15 protein-coding genes are annotated in these 18,401 nt (G+C 46.1%); 11 read left to right on the plus strand and 4 right to left on the minus strand.

Features of this window, described 5'->3' with window-relative positions:
• Positions 1–15: 15 nt before the first annotated feature.
• On the minus strand, positions 16–396 hold the full coding sequence (locus FTV29_RS00420) for a hypothetical protein (protein WP_257222401.1): 381 nt from the start codon (positions 394–396) through the stop codon (positions 16–18).
• Between the two features lie 158 nt (positions 397–554).
• A complete protein-coding gene (locus FTV29_RS00425; protein ID WP_004281307.1) occupies positions 555–755 on the minus strand; it encodes a DUF3565 domain-containing protein in 201 nt (66 codons plus the stop codon).
• Positions 756–899: 144 nt separating this feature from the next.
• On the opposite strand from FTV29_RS00425, the gene gshB reads away from it, so the two are divergent.
• Positions 900–1,850, plus strand: coding sequence for a glutathione synthase (gene gshB / locus FTV29_RS00430; RefSeq protein ID WP_180072406.1), 951 nt, complete (start codon positions 900–902; stop codon positions 1,848–1,850).
• A gap of 386 nt (positions 1,851–2,236) precedes the next feature.
• Here the strand turns inward: gshB and FTV29_RS00435 are convergent, their stop codons facing one another.
• Positions 2,237–3,436 (minus strand): CynX/NimT family MFS transporter, encoded by a 1,200-nt coding sequence (locus FTV29_RS00435; RefSeq protein WP_180072408.1) that lies wholly within the window; start codon positions 3,434–3,436, stop codon positions 2,237–2,239.
• A gap of 420 nt (positions 3,437–3,856) precedes the next feature.
• Between FTV29_RS00435 and murG the strand changes: the two genes are divergently transcribed.
• The 7 genes from murG (at position 3,857) to lpxC (ending at position 11,970) form a co-directional block, all read left to right on the plus strand.
• Positions 3,857–4,963, plus strand: a complete 1,107-nt coding sequence (murG, locus tag FTV29_RS00440) for an undecaprenyldiphospho-muramoylpentapeptide beta-N-acetylglucosaminyltransferase (RefSeq protein WP_180072410.1) — start codon at positions 3,857–3,859, stop codon at positions 4,961–4,963.
• A 3-nt stretch (positions 4,964–4,966) separates the two neighbouring features.
• Positions 4,967–6,415 carry a UDP-N-acetylmuramate--L-alanine ligase gene (gene murC, locus FTV29_RS00445; RefSeq protein ID WP_100534532.1) on the plus strand — a complete coding sequence of 483 codons (1,449 nt, stop codon included), beginning with the start codon at positions 4,967–4,969 and terminating at the stop codon, positions 6,413–6,415.
• 57 nt (positions 6,416–6,472) lie between these two features.
• Positions 6,473–7,402, plus strand: a complete 930-nt coding sequence (locus FTV29_RS00450) for a D-alanine--D-alanine ligase (RefSeq protein ID WP_159138386.1) — start codon at positions 6,473–6,475, stop codon at positions 7,400–7,402.
• 2 nt (positions 7,403–7,404) lie between these two features.
• On the plus strand, positions 7,405–8,259 hold the full coding sequence (locus FTV29_RS00455; RefSeq protein ID WP_100329511.1) for a cell division protein FtsQ/DivIB: 855 nt from the start codon (positions 7,405–7,407) through the stop codon (positions 8,257–8,259).
• A 69-nt stretch (positions 8,260–8,328) separates the two neighbouring features.
• The gene (ftsA, locus tag FTV29_RS00460; protein WP_005173256.1) at positions 8,329–9,591 is read left to right on the plus strand and encodes a cell division protein FtsA; all 1,263 of its coding nucleotides are present in this window, start codon (positions 8,329–8,331) and stop codon (positions 9,589–9,591) included.
• Between the two features lie 159 nt (positions 9,592–9,750).
• On the plus strand, positions 9,751–10,941 hold the full coding sequence (gene ftsZ, locus FTV29_RS00465) for a cell division protein FtsZ (protein WP_005095029.1): 1,191 nt from the start codon (positions 9,751–9,753) through the stop codon (positions 10,939–10,941).
• A 126-nt stretch (positions 10,942–11,067) separates the two neighbouring features.
• Positions 11,068–11,970, plus strand: a complete 903-nt coding sequence (lpxC, locus tag FTV29_RS00470) for a UDP-3-O-acyl-N-acetylglucosamine deacetylase (protein WP_005095032.1) — start codon at positions 11,068–11,070, stop codon at positions 11,968–11,970.
• Between the two features lie 99 nt (positions 11,971–12,069).
• Here lpxC and FTV29_RS00475 read toward each other — a convergent pair whose 3' ends face one another.
• Positions 12,070–12,510 (minus strand): DciA family protein, encoded by a 441-nt coding sequence (locus tag FTV29_RS00475; RefSeq protein WP_005095034.1) that lies wholly within the window; start codon positions 12,508–12,510, stop codon positions 12,070–12,072.
• A gap of 107 nt (positions 12,511–12,617) precedes the next feature.
• Between FTV29_RS00475 and FTV29_RS00480 the strand changes: the two genes are divergently transcribed.
• The 3 genes from FTV29_RS00480 to FTV29_RS00490 all read left to right on the plus strand — a co-directional run bounded on the left by FTV29_RS00480 (position 12,618) and on the right by FTV29_RS00490 (position 18,347).
• On the plus strand, positions 12,618–13,301 hold the full coding sequence (locus tag FTV29_RS00480) for a M23 family metallopeptidase (RefSeq protein ID WP_005173245.1): 684 nt from the start codon (positions 12,618–12,620) through the stop codon (positions 13,299–13,301).
• A gap of 328 nt (positions 13,302–13,629) precedes the next feature.
• A complete protein-coding gene (gene aceE, locus FTV29_RS00485; protein WP_100356978.1) occupies positions 13,630–16,332 on the plus strand; it encodes a pyruvate dehydrogenase (acetyl-transferring), homodimeric type in 2,703 nt (900 codons plus the stop codon).
• A 2-nt stretch (positions 16,333–16,334) separates the two neighbouring features.
• Positions 16,335–18,347: a 2-oxo acid dehydrogenase subunit E2 gene (locus FTV29_RS00490; RefSeq protein WP_180072412.1), complete on the plus strand. Its 2,013-nt coding sequence runs from the start codon at positions 16,335–16,337 to the stop codon at positions 18,345–18,347.
• Positions 18,348–18,401: the final 54 nt, after the last annotated feature.

The following is an 18,401-nucleotide window of genomic DNA, read 5'->3' on the forward strand; positions in this document are numbered from 1 at the left end:
ATTGAATATTCAGGATTAAGTTTTGGGTGGGCGCAGGATTTCCTGCCAATAACCGGCAAGGTGTTTGGCATGATAAGTTGGGAGGAGGGTTCTTTCTAGAGAATGATGGTCGAATACTGTCAGTTCAGGAACGGAAATTTGCAAGCCGCTCATCTGGCTTTGACAGGCCATCGTACTGCAATCCAGACAGTCTTGTGAGTGCTGTGGCATATCCGGAAAACAGTCAGCCTGTGTCAGGTCTTGATCTGAGTTATACGCAGATTCATGCATAGCATGAGAGATGGAGGCTTTTACCATGTCCAGACAATGGCTGCTCATCTGTTCAGACGACATGACCAAATGCATGGTTGTTGCAGAAGCAACAGACACACTGCTCCAGCCTATGGCAAAAACCATAAGCATCACCAACCAGATCTGTTTGACGAGCCGTGTGAGCAAAGTCCACCCTGAAAAAACGCTGCATGTTTGAGCAATAAAAGCATAAACGCAGTGACTGCAATTAGCAAATCCTGTGCGAGATTATTTTTAGTCAGCTACATCACACTTTTATAGGTTCAGGTTTCAGTTTCGCACTTTTCACATTTTTTACAGTCCAGCAGCATGCCAAGCTTTTCTTTGCGACCTTGCTCGGTCATCACCCAGGGCCGATTTTGCCACGGCGGGGTATGCCGTACATGCTGGCCATGTCCGCAGGCCAGCTCTGCAACCCAATGCTGTTCTTCATCCAAATGAAAACCGATAATTGCCTGTTGCATGGCAAACCTCCTTTTGAGCTCAATCTGCCTCAGTACTTATCTAAAAATCTATACAGAACAAGTCATGCAAAATCACCATAAACAAAAGAATCCACACAAGCTATACTCCTTGCTAAGTCATTTTTTGAAAAAGAGCAGAGACACATGCGCGTACTTGTTGTGATGGATCCCATCGAAAATGTAAACCTGAAGAAAGACTCGACCATGGCCATGCTTTGGGCAGCAGCACGCCGTGGGCATGAGCTTGGTTATGCATTACAACAAGATTTATATATTGAGCAGGGCAAAGCTTTTGGTTTGATAGCGCCGCTACAGGTGTTTGAAGACTATGATCACTATTATGAACTCGGTGAAAAAAAGAAAGAATCCATCGCTGCTTATGATGTGGTGTTGATGCGTAAAGATCCACCTTTTGATATGAATTTTGTCTACACCACTTATATTCTGGAGCAGGCAGAACGCGAAGGTGCATGGATTATTAACAAGCCACAAAGCCTGCGTGACTGTAATGAAAAACTGTTTGCGACCCAGTTCCCGCATCTGCAAGTTCCGACACTGGTGACTTCGCAGCAAAGCCTGATTCGTGAGTTTCTCAAAGAACAGGTCGATGTGATTGTGAAACCGCTAGATGGCATGGGGGGTACTGGAATTTTCCGCCTGTATCAGGATGGCATCAATATTGGTTCAACCATTGAAATGCTGACCAATAACGGTACCCAGCCGATTATGGCACAGCGTTATATTCCTGAAATTGTCGAAGGTGATAAACGTATCCTGATGATTAATGGCGAGCCAGTACCATATTGCTTGGCCCGTATTCCACAAAATGGTGAAGTGCGCGGCAATCTGGCGGCAGGCGGTCTGGGAGAAGCACGTCCACTGACTGAAAATGACCGCGCCATTGCGGCAAAAGTAGGCCCTTATCTTAGAGAAAAAGGTCTGATTTTTGTAGGACTGGATGTGATTGGTAATTATGTCACTGAAATTAATGTAACCAGCCCAACCTGTATTCGTGAAATTGATGACCAGTTTGGAACCTCAATTGCCGATGATCTGTTTGCTGTATTAGAGGCAGGCCGTTCGCAGCAGGTTTAAACCAGACAGAAAAAGAGCCTCATCTGAGGTAATGCTGATCAGTTAAGGAGTTTAGAAGTAGACTCTTTAACTTTTTAGTCGTTCACGACGGAGTCTTAACTTTATAAATCAAATGCTTGAAAATAATTTGTTACTTTGGTTTCGCCCAAATGAGAAGCGAAGCTTCGCAAGGAAGGCATCTTGCGGAGCAACACTCCTCACCGCAAAACTCGGCAGCCACCATCGACTAGTAAATTTGTCGCAGAAACAATCATTTTTAAATCTAGTCCTGCCTCAAACAGTTGCGGATGACTTTTCTACTTGTCAAATATGATCATGAATTTAAAAAAGAAAATGCTAGTCAATTTCTTAACTGACTGGCATTACTCATCTGAGGCTTTTTTTTATTAAGCATATCGCTTAAATAAAAGCAGCGTCATCAATATCCCTAAGATAGAAAGACAGGCTGTGACTGTCGCGATATGGGCCCATTGTTGTGTCGTGGATACCAGTGCCGCACTCAGAGGAGGTACAAAGAATTGCGCACAGGCTGAAACCTGTAAAACCAGACCGACACTGGCGGCTGCGGCATTGGCACGCGGTGCATAGCGCAGGGTAATCGCAAAGATCGTGGTCGGAATCATTCCGCCAATGAGTGAAAACAGTACGGCACTCACAAACTGTAATTCAAATGACAGCCAAGAGCTTGCCGCAAAAGTCAGCAAGCTGCTGCACAGCATGGCGATAAATCCTGTGCTTAACAGGGTTTTGGGTTTCCAGCCACCTTGCAGCAACATACCTGCGCCAAAGGTACCGCCTAAATTAGCAAGCACCACCATCGAGACCAGAGCCCCTGCGACTTTTAAGTCAATCCCATGTTCGACATACAGGGTAGGCAAGAATCCAGTCACGGTTATCCACTGACTGGTATAACAGGCAAAAATAATGGCCAAACACAAAATCGGTGGGTGAGTCAGGGTCACTTTAATAATTTGCCAGAAGGAGGTATTTTCTGTGCCGGCTTGCGGGTGATTCGGCTGTACCGGTGTGACCGCTTCAAGATATAAATACCGTTTAATCATCACTGCAATGAGCAGACAGAGACTCCCTAAAATGGCCCAAATGCTTTGCCAGCTCAGGTATTCAAGCAGCATGGGAATGGTAAAAACAGCAAGACTGACACCAACCCCCATATAGGAACTCCAGAGTCCCATTTTAAAATTGAGTGTTTCAGCTCGGCTGATACGTTTGAGAATGGCGGGGGCACATAAGGAGATGGTTAAAAATCCGATCCCTTCAGTAAAACGGAAGAAATACAACGCCGCGACATGCTGAATCCAGAGGCCTGCCATACTGCTGAGGCCTAAAATGATCAACGCCAAGATCAGGCAGCGTTTTAAACCGACTTTTTCTGACAATGCACCAATACACAACGCAAACAGCATCCCCGCGCCTTGAACCAGAGACAGGGAAAAACCGGCTTGCGTAAAGCTGAGACCTAAATCCTGTTGTAAAATGGGAAGAACCGCAGAAAGTTTCCCGACATGAATAGCCGCCAAATAGCCGGCCAAAATAATCCATAGGTCACGAATTGATATTTTTGACATTTATAATGATTTAATCCATTCAATCAATGCGCTGATACAGCTAAAAAAAGTATATAGCGATATGGATAACATAAAATTTTATTAAGATTTATATGATTTAGGCATAAGTTAATAGAGCAATTAAACTGGCGAATGAATAGAAATTGTTGAGAAAATCCTGGAAAACAAATAGATCTAACAAATACAGTGAGGGAAAGATTAAATGAAAGAGGGTTAAAATTGTGTTTATATGTCACTTAAGTCTAAGGAAAAATGCCTGCCTGATAACAAAACTAGTTTAAACTTTAAAATCGTATGAAAAAAACAATTAATGCCTTGTTGAAATAAAGTAAATAAACTTTCAAGGCCCTACAATTGTGATTACAATTGACCACTTAAATCAGATTTCCTGTTCCCTTTTTTAAATTGAAGAATTAGACCGTGACCGACGCTCAGCAAAAACAGCCTAAACATGTCATGATGATGGCCGCAGGTACGGGTGGACATGTGTTTCCAGCGTTAGCCGTTGCAAAAAACTTACAACAACAAGGGATTGAAGTGTCTTGGCTGGCTACGCCTGCAGGCATGGAAAATCGTTTATTAAAAAATCAGAATATTCCTGTTTATCAAATTGATATTCAGGGTGTGCGTGGTAATGGTTTTGTACGTAAGGTCTTGGCCCCTTTTAAAATCATGAAAGCGACTTTTAGTGCCATGAAATACATGAAGCAGCTAAAAGTCGATGCCGTAGCCGGCTTTGGTGGTTATGTGGCAGGGCCGGGTGGTCTGGCTGCGCGTATTCTAGGCATTCCGGTGCTGGTTCATGAGCAGAATGCGGTGGCCGGTTTTACCAATAGCCAATTGTCGCGTGTTGCCAAGACGGTGTGTCAGGCGTTTCCGGACACCTTTCCCGCACAGGATAAAATTGTGACCACGGGCAATCCGGTGCGCCAAGAAATTAGTGACATTTTAAATCCGTCCTGGCGTTATCAGGAGCGTGAAAAAGCAGGATTACCCTTACGCATTTTAATCGTAGGTGGATCTTTGGGAGCGCAGGCCTTAAATGAACGGGTGCCTGAAGCCTTAAAACAGTTCAATGTGCCTTTAAATGTCTATCATCAGTGTGGTCAAAACCATGCTGAGGCGACGCGTGCACGTTATGCCAATGCTCCGGCAAATCTGCACGTCGAAGTCCAGCCGTTTATTGAAGATATGGCCAAAGCCTATAGTGATGCCGATGTGGTGATCTGTCGTGCTGGCGCATTGACCGTGACTGAAATTGCGACGGCAGGTGTGGCTGCAATTTTTGTACCGCTTCCAAGTGCGGTGGATGATCACCAGACTGCCAATGCCGGCTTTCTGGCCAAGATTAATGCGGCAAAGATTTGCCCACAGGTCAGCATGACCCCGGAAAGTTTAAAAACCTTATTAGAGCCGATGCTGAATCGCCAGCTATTAATGGAAATGGCGGTAAAAGCACGTCGACAGGCTCAACCCGATGCGACTCAACATGTGGTCCGTTTAATTCAAGAATTATCATTCGAGTAAACTATGTCTCCAGTAACCCCAGCTGAACAAGCGAAAAAATTAATTAAAGTGCCGGAAATGCGCCGTATCAAACACATTCATTTTGTGGGCATTGGCGGTGCAGGCATGTGTGGTATTGCCGAAGTATTGAAAAATCAGGGCTATAAAGTTTCCGGTTCAGATATCAAGGCATCCAATACCACGGCGCAGCTGGAAGAAAATGGGATCAAGGTTTATATCGGGCACACTGCAAATAATATTAAAGGGGCCAATGTGATCGTGGTGTCTACTGCGATTGACAAGGAAAACCCGGAAATTAAAACCGCGATTGAAAGTCGTATTCCTGTGGTTCGCCGTGCAGAAATGCTGGGTGAGCTGATGCGTTACCGTCATGGTATTGCGGTTGCCGGTACTCATGGCAAAACCACGACCACCAGTCTGCTTACCTGTATGCTGGCAGAAGAAAACATGGATCCAACCTATGTGATCGGCGGTTTGCTGAACCGTACCGGTATGAATGCTGCTCTGGGTGCCAGCCGTTATATCGTGGCAGAAGCCGATGAATCGGATGCCTCTTTCCTGCACTTGGAACCTATGGCTGCTGTAGTGACCAATATCGATGCCGACCATATGGATACCTATGGCGGTAGCTTCGATGTGCTGAAAGATACTTTTATCCAGTTCCTGCAAAAACTGCCATTTTATGGCCTGGCCGTGGTCTGTGGTGATGATGCCAATATTCGTGAAATCATGCCACGAATTGCACGTCCAGTGCTGACCTACGGTTTTAATGAAGACAATGACATTCGCGCGATAGATGTCGATCAGGACGGCATGCAAACGCACTTTACCGTATTGCGTAAAGAGCGTGAGCCATTACGTGTAACCGTGAATCAGCCAGGTTTGCATAATGTCCTGAATGCCTTGGCTGCGATTGGTGTTGCGACCGATGAAGGCGTGTCTGATGCTTCTATTTGCCGTGCACTGGAAGGTTTCAGTGGGGTAGGCCGTCGCTTCGAAGTTCAGGGCGAATTTGAAATTGAGGGTGGTAATGTAAAACTGGTGGATGATTATGGTCATCATCCAAAAGAAGTCGAAGCCACCATTAAAGCCGCGCGTCAGAGTCATCCGGATCGTCGCCTGGTGATGATGTTCCAGCCACACCGTTATAGCCGTACCCGTGACTGTTTTGATGATTTTGTGGAAGTACTTTCTACTGTAGACCAGTTATTGTTATTGGATGTTTATCCTGCCGGTGAAAAACCGATTGTAGGGGCGGACAGCCGTACTTTAGCCCGCAGCATTCGTTTACGTGGCGAAGTTGAGCCAATTCTGGTCGATGCGGTGGACGGTAATCTGAATCAGATCATGAGAAAAGTATTGCAAGCAAATGACTTGTTATTAACCCAGGGCGCAGGTAATGTTGGAGCAATCTCAGTCGAACTTGCGCAAAATCACTTATATATAAAATAGTCATCTTGCATGACTGAATTGAATTGACCAGATTGAAAAAAGTTTAAGGATATAAACGTGTCAAATGCTTCAAAATTCGGAAAAGTTGCCGTGTTGCTTGGTGGTAAATCTGCAGAGCGTGAGGTTTCTCTAGACAGTGGTACGGCGGTACTTGAGGCATTAGTGCGTTCAGGGGTCAATGCGGAAGCTTTTGACCCGCAGCAACGTAGTGTCACAGAACTGGTAAATTATGACCGTGCTTTCATTGTATTGCATGGTCGTGGTGGTGAAGACGGTCAGATTCAGGGTGTACTGGAATGGCTAAATGTGCCCTATACCGGTACAGGGGTACAAGGCTCTGCAATCGGCATGGACAAGGTCAAGACCAAGCAGGTCTGGCAGGGTTCGGAATTGCCGACAGCGCCTTACCGTATTGTTACCAAAGATTCCGATGCGGCTGATATCGTCAATTCTTTAGGCCTGCCTTTGATTATCAAACCGGTACATGAAGGTTCCAGTATCGGCATGAGCAAGGTCGAAAAAATTGAAGACTTTGCAGAAGCAATTGCCAAGGCAACTGAACATGATGCCGTGGTGATGGCAGAACAATGGATTACCGGCCGTGAATTCACCATTGTGGTTTTAAATGGTCAGGCGCTGCCTGTGATTCGTCTTGAACCACCTCAAGATGTTGCTTTCTATGATTATGAAGCCAAATATAACCGTAATGATGTGCAATATGGCATTCCATGTGGTTTGACCGAAGCTGAAGAGCAACAGTTAAAAGCCCTGAGTCTGCGTGCATTTCAGGCAGTCGGTGCCAGCGGTTGGGGCCGGATTGATGCCATGCAGGATGAACAGGGCAACTTCTGGCTGCTGGAAGTGAATACCGTACCGGGCATGACTAGTCATTCTTTGGTGCCAAAAGCGGCAGCTGCAGTCGATTATAGTTTTGATGACCTGTGTGTTGCGATTCTGGAACAGACCCTGACCGGGTCGGCACACTAAATATGGCTCAACTTCCTGTTTCCATGCGCCGTAAACGTGCTGCGATTACCTCAATTCACGACAAGCCGCCGACACGCAAAGAAAAGCTGTCCAATTTTGGTGGCTGGTTATTGTTGTGTATTGCGGTGCTGGTGCTGGCCTTTGGAATATTGGGCTTATATAAAGTCATGACCAATACCGAAGTGGCAGAGCTGGGCGTGTTAGGTACGCGCTCGGCTGCTGAACAGCGTCAGGTCATGCAATATGTGTCACCGGTTGTGACCGAAAACTATTTTACTTCGGATCTGGAAGCGATCCGCGATCGTACCCTGGAGCTGTCCTGGGTGGATCGGGTGGTGGTTTCCCGAGCCTGGCCAAATGGCATTCGGGTACGGATCATGCCACATCATGCGATTGCACGTTGGGGCACAGGACGTTTATTGAGTGACAGTGGTGTCATTTTCACCGAAGTCACACCCAAGAATTATGAGGCATTACCGTTACTACATGGGCCAGCGAGCCATGCAGAAACCATGATGCGTCGTTATAATGAAATTAATCAGTTATTTTTGCCACAAGGCATTCGTCTAAAAGAACTCTATCTCACCGAGCGAATGACCTGGTTTATGCAGTTTGATTCGGGTTTAAGAATAATTGTTGATAAAGATCAGACCATGAGCAAATTACAGCGCTTGAGCCATCTGTCTCAAAGCGACTTAAAGCCGGTCTGGTCTAAAATTTCGGCCATCGACCTGCGTTATCGCAATGGATTGTCGATACAGTGGAAAAATTCAATTCCGCCTAAAATTGTAAATGGGCATTTTATTGTAACCATTGATGACACGGGCGTTGAGAATAATGTAACAGTAAAGCCATAATGATCGGCTTTAAAAAATAGAGGCATTCAAGCCATAAATCTAACAAACATGTAATGGTAGTAGTGAATAATGAGTGAAGCTGTTCCCTCGGTTGTGGCGATTGACATTGGGACACACAAAGTTTCAGTTTTGATTGGCAAGGTACACGCGCCAGACAATATCCAAGTGATTGGTATGGCTACCGCTCGTAACCGAGGCATGAGTAAAGGGAAAATTGTCAGTCTCGATAAAGTTATTACCGCAATTAAAAATGCCGTCCAAGAAGCAGAAGATATGGCGGAGTGTCGGGTGCATTCTGCTTGGGTTTCTATTCCAAGTGCCGAATTAAAAAGCTTTTATGCTTCAGGTCGAACCTCGATCGACAATAGCGAACATGCGATTACCACCAGCGAAGTGGTTCGTGCACTGGAGTTGGCCAAAGCCAGTCATTTGACTTCAGACCATTATCTGGTCAGTGCTGTGCCTTTGGGCTTCGAGCTGGATGACTCATCAGAGTGGGTGCTGAATCCGATTCGGATGTCTGCACATAGCATGACTGGTCATTATCATCTGATGATGCTGCCGATTAGCACCATGCAAAATATTGACCGTGCCCTCAAGGGCGCCAATATTGGTGTGGAGAAAATGGTGGTCTCAAGTCTGGCAACTGCTGAGGCCAGTCTGCTCAAAGATGAAAAAGAATATGGCGTCTGTCTGGTCGATATCGGTGCCGGCACCACCAATGTGGCGGTGTATGTGGATGGTCGTCTGGCCTTAACCCATACCTTCCAGCGTGGTGGCGAGCATGTGACCCGTGATATTGCGGCGGTGTTACAGACCACGACCGAAGAAGCTGAACGCCTGAAACTGCTGTATGGCTGTGTAGACCTGAAAGTGGTTAAGCCTGACCATATGATTCAGTTCCAGGGGATTGATGGGCCACAAACCATCAGCCGGATTGAGCTGACCGAAATTATCATGGCGCGTTATGACGAGATTCTTGGATTGGTGCGTGATGAACTGGTGAAAAATGGCGCGATCCAGGGCTTGTATCATGGTGTGGTCCTGACCGGTGATGCCAGTCATATTGAAGGTATGGTGAGCTTTGTACGCCGTACCTTGGGTGTGTCAGCTCATTTGGGTAATCCACCAACGCAGGTGTATGCCGATGAACAGCATCAGGCAGCGCTACGCCGTTCGCAATATAGTACGGTCGCGGGTTTGCTGATGTTTAGTCAGAGTGATACTCAAGACACGATTGTAGAACAGGATGATGTAGAGCGATTATCGTTAACTCAGCGCGTCAAGCGGGCTTGGTCTGGCTTTAATGACACCTTGAAATCAATCTTTTAAGTCGATTTTTATTGTGAATATTGTTGAGAAGATGTAGTTAATCGGGCTTGTACTTGACAAGTTAACGCATGAGCAGCATTCTTAAAAACAATTTTATTAAGATTAAGGCAGTGTACGGGCTTAGTGACTGCCAATTATGAATTAGGAATTTTATAGGTCATGGCCTCATTTGAATTTTTCGAAGACGATCATAGCGATAGCAATGGTCAAGCCCGTTTCACTGTGTTTGGTGTAGGCGGTGCGGGTGGTAATGCTGTACAACACATGTTGCAGTCTGATATCCAGGGCGTAAAGTTTGTTTGTGCCAATACGGACAAGCAGGCACTCGATCGCATGGAAGCCGAATTTAAAATTCAGCTGGGTGAGCAAAGTACCCGTGGTCTGGGTGCAGGTGCCAATCCGCAAGTGGGTCAGACTGCCGCAGAAGAAAGCCGTGAACTGATCCGCCAGCAGCTTGAAGGGACCGATATGGTCTTTGTCACTGCGGGTATGGGCGGTGGTACCGGAACGGGTGCTGCGCCAGTGGTTGCTGAAATTGCCAAAGAAATGGGTATCCTGACGGTTGGTGTGGTGACGACGCCATTCAACTTTGAGGGCAAGCGCCGTTTACAATCTGCGGAAAAAGGCATTGAAGCGCTTGAGCAGCATGTCGACTCATTGATTATCATTCCAAATCAGCGTTTATTGAAAGTCTTCCGTGATATTTCAATGAAAGATGCCTATAAAAAAGCGGATGATGTGCTACTGAATGCGGTACGCAGTATTTTTGATCTTGTGGTACGTCCGGGTCATATTAACCTTGACTTCGCCGATTTGAAAACAGCGATGAGTACTCGTGGTTATGCCATGATGGGTGTTGGTTTAGGCCGTGGTGAAAACCGTGCCCGTCAGGCTGCTGAACAGGCTATTCGTAGCCCATTACTCGATAACGTAACCATCATGAATGCCAAAGGTATTCTGATTAACGTAACGGGTGGCGATGATGTCACTTTCGGTGAAATTGAAGAAATCACCGATGTTGTTAACCAGATTGTCGATTTGGATGAAGGTCAGGTGTTCTACGGTACGGTATTTGATCCGGATGCACGTGATGAAATCAGTGTGACCGTGATTGCAACGGGTTTAACCCGTCATGCAGCGGATTCAGTTGAACCGACCAAACGTACCAATGTACAGGCAACGCGCCCAGCAGCAGCCTCACAGGCTGTGGTAGAAGATGATGATGTACCAGCGATTCAGCGCCAACAGCATGAAACCGCTACGCCAGCGAATGCTGCAGCATCAGTTTCAAGCCCGCGTCCAACGCCAATGAGTATTCAGGATTATCTTAAGAATCAACAGCGTAAATAACATGTAACATCATGTGTTTACCATGATTACACAGGAAAGGTGGCTTTTAAGCCACCTTTTTGTTTTTTATCAATGGCCAAATATGCTAACGTATAGCGGTTTTATTGATGAACAGATGAAAGAAGCATGTTGAAACAACGTACCCTGAAACGTATCGTGAAAGCGAGCGGAATCGGTCTTCACAGTGGGCAAAAAGTCATGATTAACTTTGTGCCGCACCATGCCGATGGGGGAATTGTGTTTCGTCGTATTGACCTGAATCCGCCGGTCGACATTCCTGCCGATGCGATGCTGATTCAGGAAGCTTTCATGTGCTCGAATCTGGTTCAGGAAAATGCCAAAGTCGGTACGATTGAACATGTCATGAGTGCGATTGCCGGTTTAGGAATTGATAACCTGATTATCGAAGTCTCTGCCTCGGAAGTGCCGATTATGGATGGCAGTGCAGGCCCGTTTATCTATTTGCTCATGCAAGGTGGTCTGCAAGAACTGGATGCTGCGAAAAAATTCGTCAAGATTATTAAACCGGTTGAAGCACTGATTGATGATAAGCGTGCCATTTTTAGTCCGCACCATGGCTTCCAGCTGAATTTCACCATTGATTTTGATCATCCTGCTTTTAAAAAAGAACATCAGTCCGCCAGTATCGATTTCTCGACTGAAACTTTTGTTTATGAAGTTAGTGAAGCGCGTACCTTTGGTTTTATGAAAGATCTGGATTATCTCAAAGCCAATAATCTGGCACTGGGAGCCAGTTTGGAGAATGCCATTGGTGTGGATGAAACCGGAGTGGTGAATGAAGAGGGTCTAAGATTCTCTGATGAATTTGTACGCCATAAAATTTTGGATGCAGTCGGGGATTTGTATCTGCTTGGACATCAGATCATTGCCAAATTTGATGGTTATAAATCTGGACATGCTTTGAATAATCAGCTGTTGCGCAATGTGAAAAGTGATCCAAGCTGCTATGAAATTGTAACATTTGATGACGAGGCCAATTGTCCAATCATGTATGTGAATGTGACATAAGTCATTGTGTTTGTGTCTTTATGTTTTAGTTATTGCGCCAATAGTGTGACATGTGTCGCATAATACTGCTTTTCTAATTTATTACATTTGATTGCTATGTTACTTTTTATTGCTTGCCAAACGTAGCAAAGCTTGGCTAAGCTTAGGGTCGCTTATAAAGTCAGCAGCACCACGAAGTAATTCCTGTGTTTCTGCATTTAAGGCTCTTTCAGGTGTTGCTGCAACAGGTTGCGTTTGTGAAGGATTCCGCAAACAAACTTGAAGTTTTGTAAGATCTGTTAATTCATTTATTTGAGAGAGTTGTGAAATGTATTGCTTTTGAAGATAGGCCAATTGACTGATCATGGCCTGGTTTTCACCGGTAATCGTTAACACACCATTTTGATAGCACACAACTTGCCAGCGTTCCGGTTGGGGCAATAGCGGTTGTACGAGTTTCGTAAGTTTCTGCCAGGCAGCAACTTGTGATGAGAGAAACGAAAAGTTTCCTGTTTTTATCTGTTTTCTGGTTTGTTGAAAAACGTTGACAGGTTCCGACATACATAATTCCTACATGTTTATGTCTTAATCTTATGCGCTTCTTTTAGTGGATATCAAGGATAGAGATCTTCAAGGAACTCGATTAAAGCAGTTTAGAGAGGTTTTTTATGCATATGCGACGTATTTTGTTGGCATTTTCTTTATCAGTTTCAGCTGCTTCGGTAGCGTTTGCAGATTTAGTCAATCTAAATCAAGAAAATGGTTCAACAGATCGTATCGAGCAATTGACGCGTACTCTGGCACAGGGTGCATATACTCATCCAGATGATATCGATATTCCAGCGCAAACCAAATTGAATGTCCAGCTACGTGAAAAGCCAGTTGAGCTTAACAATCGCACGCTGGCACAGAAGTATGCAAATACCTCATCTAATCGAGCTGCTGCAAATAGTGCTTATTCCTGGCTGATCGCTCATCCCTTACCCAATTCTCGCGTAAGTTCAAATTACGGTGGTCGTACCATGGGTGGCCGTGCTGAAAATCACTCAGGTCTTGATCTTGCAGCGCCAAGTGGTACACCAATTTATGCCACAGGCCCAGGTATTGTAACCAAATCAGGTTGGGGTACGGGTTATGGTCAATATGTTGAAATCAATCATGGCAATGGCTATTTAACACGTTATGCTCATGCTTCACGTCTTATTGCACGTGTGGGAGAACAGGTACAGGCAGGTGATCATATTGCCAACGTTGGCTGTACTGGCCGCTGTACCGGTCCACACTTGCATTATGAAGTTGTAAAAGACGGTCAACGTAAAAACCCATCTACTTATTTGGCTATGTTACCTTAAGTATAGACCTGAATTTCTATTAGGCTCTTTATACATAAGCATCTCTCCAATAAGCATTTCAAAGCGATTAAGCTAAGGCTCTTCAACCCACATTGAAGGGTTCTTCAGATAATCGCTTTTAAGTCTGATATTATCACCAACTATTATAATGAATGTATAATAAATCTCCTATATTGACTATTTTTTGTTATGTTGTGTAATTAAACGTCACCAATCATTTAGTTCCTAAATAGTACTGCCAAATCGCATTCAGCCAGAGCCATACCTGCTGAGGTCTCAAATATGGTACATATAAGACATTAAATTAGGCTTTTAGGAACTGTAGATTATGGCGTTTTATGGCGATACAGACGCGCAAGAAACCCAAGAATGGCAAGATGCATTTGACTCTGTTTTGCAACACATGGGTACCGAGCGTGCAGCATTTTTATTAGAAAAACTTTATCAACGCGCAATTGCAAAGCATGTTCCTATTCAGCGTTTAAATACTCCCTACTTAAATACGATTTCGGTTGAAGAACAACCGGCAATGCCGGGCGACCAGGATATGGAACGCCGGATTCGTGCGCTGGTTCGCTGGAATGCCTTGGCAATGGTATTGCGCGCAAATAAAACCGGTGATGACCTCGGTGGTCACTTGGCCAGCTTTGCCTCTTCCGCAACTTTATATGATGTCGGTTTTAACCATTTTTTCCGTGCCAACAGTGACAGCTTTGGCGGCGACATGATCTATTATCAAGGTCACTGTGCCCCCGGTATTTACGCGCGTTCGTTTTTAGAAGGCCGTTTGACTGAAGATCATCTGAATAATTTCCGTCGTGAAGTCGGTGGCAAAGGTTTGCCATCTTATCCGCATCCTTATTTGATGCCGGATTATTGGCAGTTCCCAACGGTATCGATGGGTTTGGGCCCAATCATGTCGATTTATCAGGCGCATATTCAAAAGTACCTGATGAACCGTGGCCTGATCAAAGAAGAAGATCGTAAGGTCTGGGCTTATTTGGGCGATGGCGAGATGGACGAGCCAGAAAGCCTCGGTGCAATCTCGCTGGCAGGTCGTGAAAAACTCGACAACCTGATCTGGGTGGTGAACTGTAACTTGCAACGTCTGGATGGTCCGGTACGTGGTAATGGCAAGATCATTCAGGAACTTGAGTCACTATTCCGCGGCGCAGGCTGGCGTGTGATTAAAGTGGTGTGGGGCCGTCATTGGGACCCATTACTGGATAAAGATAAATCTGGCGCACTCAAAGCGGTGATGGAAGAAGCGGTTGATGGTGATTTCCAGCGTTACCAGGTCAAAGGTGGGGCCTATGCACGTGAAAAGTTCTTCGGTAAATACCCAGAAGCCAAAGAGCTGGTCAAGGATTTAAGCGATGAAGATATTGATAATCTGAACCGCGGTGGCCACGACCCGTACAAAGTTTTTGCTGCCTATGCTGAAGCTTGTACTGCCAAAGGTCAACCGACCGTGATTCTGGCGAAAACCGTCAAAGGTTATGGCTTGTCAGAAGAAATCGAAGCAGTCAACAAAACACACCAAATCAAGAAGATGCAAATCAACTCTTTGAAATACGTGCGTGACCGCTTCAACCTGCCATTTACCGATGAGCAATTGGAAGAAGTACCATTCTATCGTCCAAGCGAAAATTCACCTGAGCTGAAATACATGAAAGCACGTCGTGAAGCATTGGGTGGTTATCTGCCTGCACGTCGGAAGGAAAGCGAGCAACTGGCGATTCCTGAACTTTCGGTATTTGATTCGGTCTTGGCGGGTTCAAATGGTAAAGAACAGTCGACCACGATGGTGATGGTACGTTTAATCTCTGCGCTTCTTAAAGAGAAAGCAATTAAAGACCGTGTTGTTCCGATTGTGCCAGATGAAGCACGTACTTTTGGTTTGGAGGGCATGTTCCGCCAGCTCGGTATCTATGCTGCGCATGGTCAGAAATATACGCCTGAAGACCAAGAACAGTTGATGCATTATCGTGAAGCCAAAGACGGACACATGTTGCAAGAAGGAATTAACGAAGCCGGCGCCATGAGTGCCTGGGCCGCGTTAGGCACCAGTTATTCAACCAATAACCTGCCAATGATCCCGATGTACATGTACTACTCGATGTTCGGTTTCCAGCGTATCGGTGATATTGCATGGGCAGCAGGCGATGCACAGGCACAAGGTTTCTTGCTCGGTGCGACTGCGGGTCGTACTACACTAAACGGCGAAGGCTTGCAGCATCAGGATGGTCATTCCCATATTCTGGCCAATACCATTCCAAACTGTGTCTCTTATGACCCATGTTTTGGTTATGAACTGGCAGTGATCGTGCATGACGGTTTACAACGTATGTATGTGAATCAGGAACGTGTGTTCTATTACCTGACCGTGATGAACGAAAACTACGAGCATCCGGAAATGCCAAAAGGTGTTGAAGAAGGCATCAAGCGTGGTATGTACTTACTGGAAGAAGATGAAAAAGCCACGGTTCAGTTACTGGGCTCGGGTGTGATCCTGCGTGAAGTGATCAAGGCAGCGAAGATTCTGCGTGAGGAATACCAGATCCACTCAAATGTCTACAGTGTCACCAGCTTCAATGAACTGGCACGTGATGGTATGGCATGTGAAGAATACAACCGCCTGCATCCACTGGCTGAGGATGTGAAAGAAGCATGGATATCGAAACAGCTACGCGGTACCGAAGGTATTGTGGTGTCTGCAACTGATCATATGCGTGCCTATAGCGAACAGATTCGTGCCTATCTTCCAGATGGCCGCCCATTTGTGGCACTCGGTACCGATGGTTATGGCCGTTCAGATACACGTGGTAATTTACGTAGCTACTTCGGTGTCGATGCTGCCCATATTGTGGTGGCAACTCTGAAAAAACTGGCAGATGAAGGTGAAGTTGATCCGCGCCTGGTGAAAGACGCGATCTCGACGTTTGAGCTGGATACCGATCGTCCGGTGGCTTGGGCACCGCAAGACACCCCATCTGTACATGCTGTTGCTGACTACAAAGAGGAGAACTAAGCATGCAAATTACGACTCCCGATATTGGTGTAGATCAGGCAACCGTGGCCGAAATTCTGGTCAAAGTCGGTGATACGATTGCGATTGATGACAGCATCGTGTTGCTTGAATCCGATAAAGCCTCTGTTGAAGTGCCCAGCACTTCAGCAGGGGTGGTGAAAAGCATTCTGGTCAGTCAGGGTGATGAAGTGACTGAAGGCGCGGTACTGATTGAACTGCAAGCTGAAGATGGCAGTACGGATGTGGTCGAGCCACAGCAAGCAGATGCCTCACAAAAAACCTCAGAAAATACACCTACGTCTTTGCCTGATCAGGAAATCATGCAAGAACTGGCATCACATCAGCCAAAAGTTTCTGCTGCGCCTGAGGCTCAAGCAAGTTCACAAGTGGTCGATGTTCAAGTCCCCGATATTGGTGTAGAGAAAGCCACTGTCGGTGAAATTCTGGTCTCTGTCGGTGATGAAATCGAGGTGGATCAAAGCATCGTGGTGGTGGAATCGGACAAGGCGACTGTTGAAGTGCCAAGTACGGTTGCAGGTACGGTGGAATCCATCGACATTAAAGAAGGCGACACGATTAAAGAAGGTGTGGTGATTCTAAAAGTGAAAACTTCAGGATCGACCCCGACTGTTGCAGCAGAAGCGCCAAAAGCTGAAGCTGCGCCAGTTCAAGATGCTAAAGCGGAGCCAGTGGCTCAAGCTGCAGCAGCACCTGCGGGTGATGTTGAAGTGATGGTGCCTGATCTGGGTGTAGACAAAGCAGCTGTGGCTGAAATTCTGGTTTCTGTCGGTGATACGGTTGAAAAAGACCAGAGCATCATCGTGGTGGAATCAGACAAAGCCACGGTTGAAGTGCCAAGCACAACTGCTGGGGTGATCAAGGCGATTCATGTTGAGCTGGGACAAAATGTCTCTGAAGGCATTGCACTGATGACAATTCAAGCTGAAGCGCAAGCAGAGGCTGCACCTGTTGCGGCTAAAGCGGAAGCACCGAAAGCAGCTGTTGCACCAGTAGAGACCACCAAAGCAGCACCTGCGGCATCTTCTACTCCAGCGGTGGCGACCTCTGACAATGCCGACAAGCTGACCAAAGAGCAGAATGTCGCCAACTCGAAAGTTTATGCCGGCCCTGCTGTACGTAAACTGGCACGTGAACTGGGCGTAGTATTGTCAGAAGTTCAGGCTTCAGGTTCCAATGCTCGGGTGATGAAAGAAGATCTGAAGGCATATGTCAAAGCGCGCCTGACTACGCCACAGGCAGCTCCTGTAGCCGCTGCTGCTCAAGCCGCAGGTCTACCAAAATTGCCAGACTTTAGTGCTTTTGGTGGTGTGGAAGAAAAAGCCTTGACGCGTTTGCAACAAGTGTCTATTCCGCAGTTGTCGCTGAATAATTTCATTCCGCAAGTGACCCAGTTTGATGCAGCCGATATTACTGAACTAGAAGCGTGGCGTAATGAGCTGAAAGGCAACTTCAAGAAAGAAGGCCTGAGCCTGACCATTATGGCCTTCATCATCAAAGCAGTTGCGCACTTGTTAAAAGAAGAGCGCGAGTTTGCTGGTCACTTGGCCGATGATGGCAAGTCAGTATTGCTACGTAACGAGATCCATATGGGGATCGCGGTGGCAACGCCAGATGGTTTAACGGTTCCGGTATTGCGTCATCCCGATCAGAAGTCGATTAAACAGATTGCCACTGAGCTGGGAAGCTTGGGTCAAAAAGCGCGTGACAAGAAACTGTCACCAAAAGACCTGCAAGGGGCGAACTTTACCATTACCAGCCTGGGCTCAATTGGTGGTACGGCATTTACGCCACTGGTGAACTGGCCGCAAGTGGCAATTCTGGGAATTTCACCTGCCACCATGCAACCGGTCTGGAATGGTGAAGGTTTTGATCCACGCTTGATGCTACCATTGTCTTTGTCATACGATCACCGTGTGATTAATGGTGCAGATGCTGCGCGTTTCACCAACAAGCTGACCCAGCTGCTCAAAGATATCCGTACTTTATTGATTTAATCTGATCAGATTATTTCAATCATAGACCCTGCTTCGGCGGGGTTTATTTTTGCC

It is taken from the genome of Acinetobacter sp. YH12254 (assembly GCF_013417415.1).
Taxonomy (GTDB): Bacteria; Pseudomonadota; Gammaproteobacteria; order Pseudomonadales; family Moraxellaceae; genus Acinetobacter; species Acinetobacter pseudolwoffii.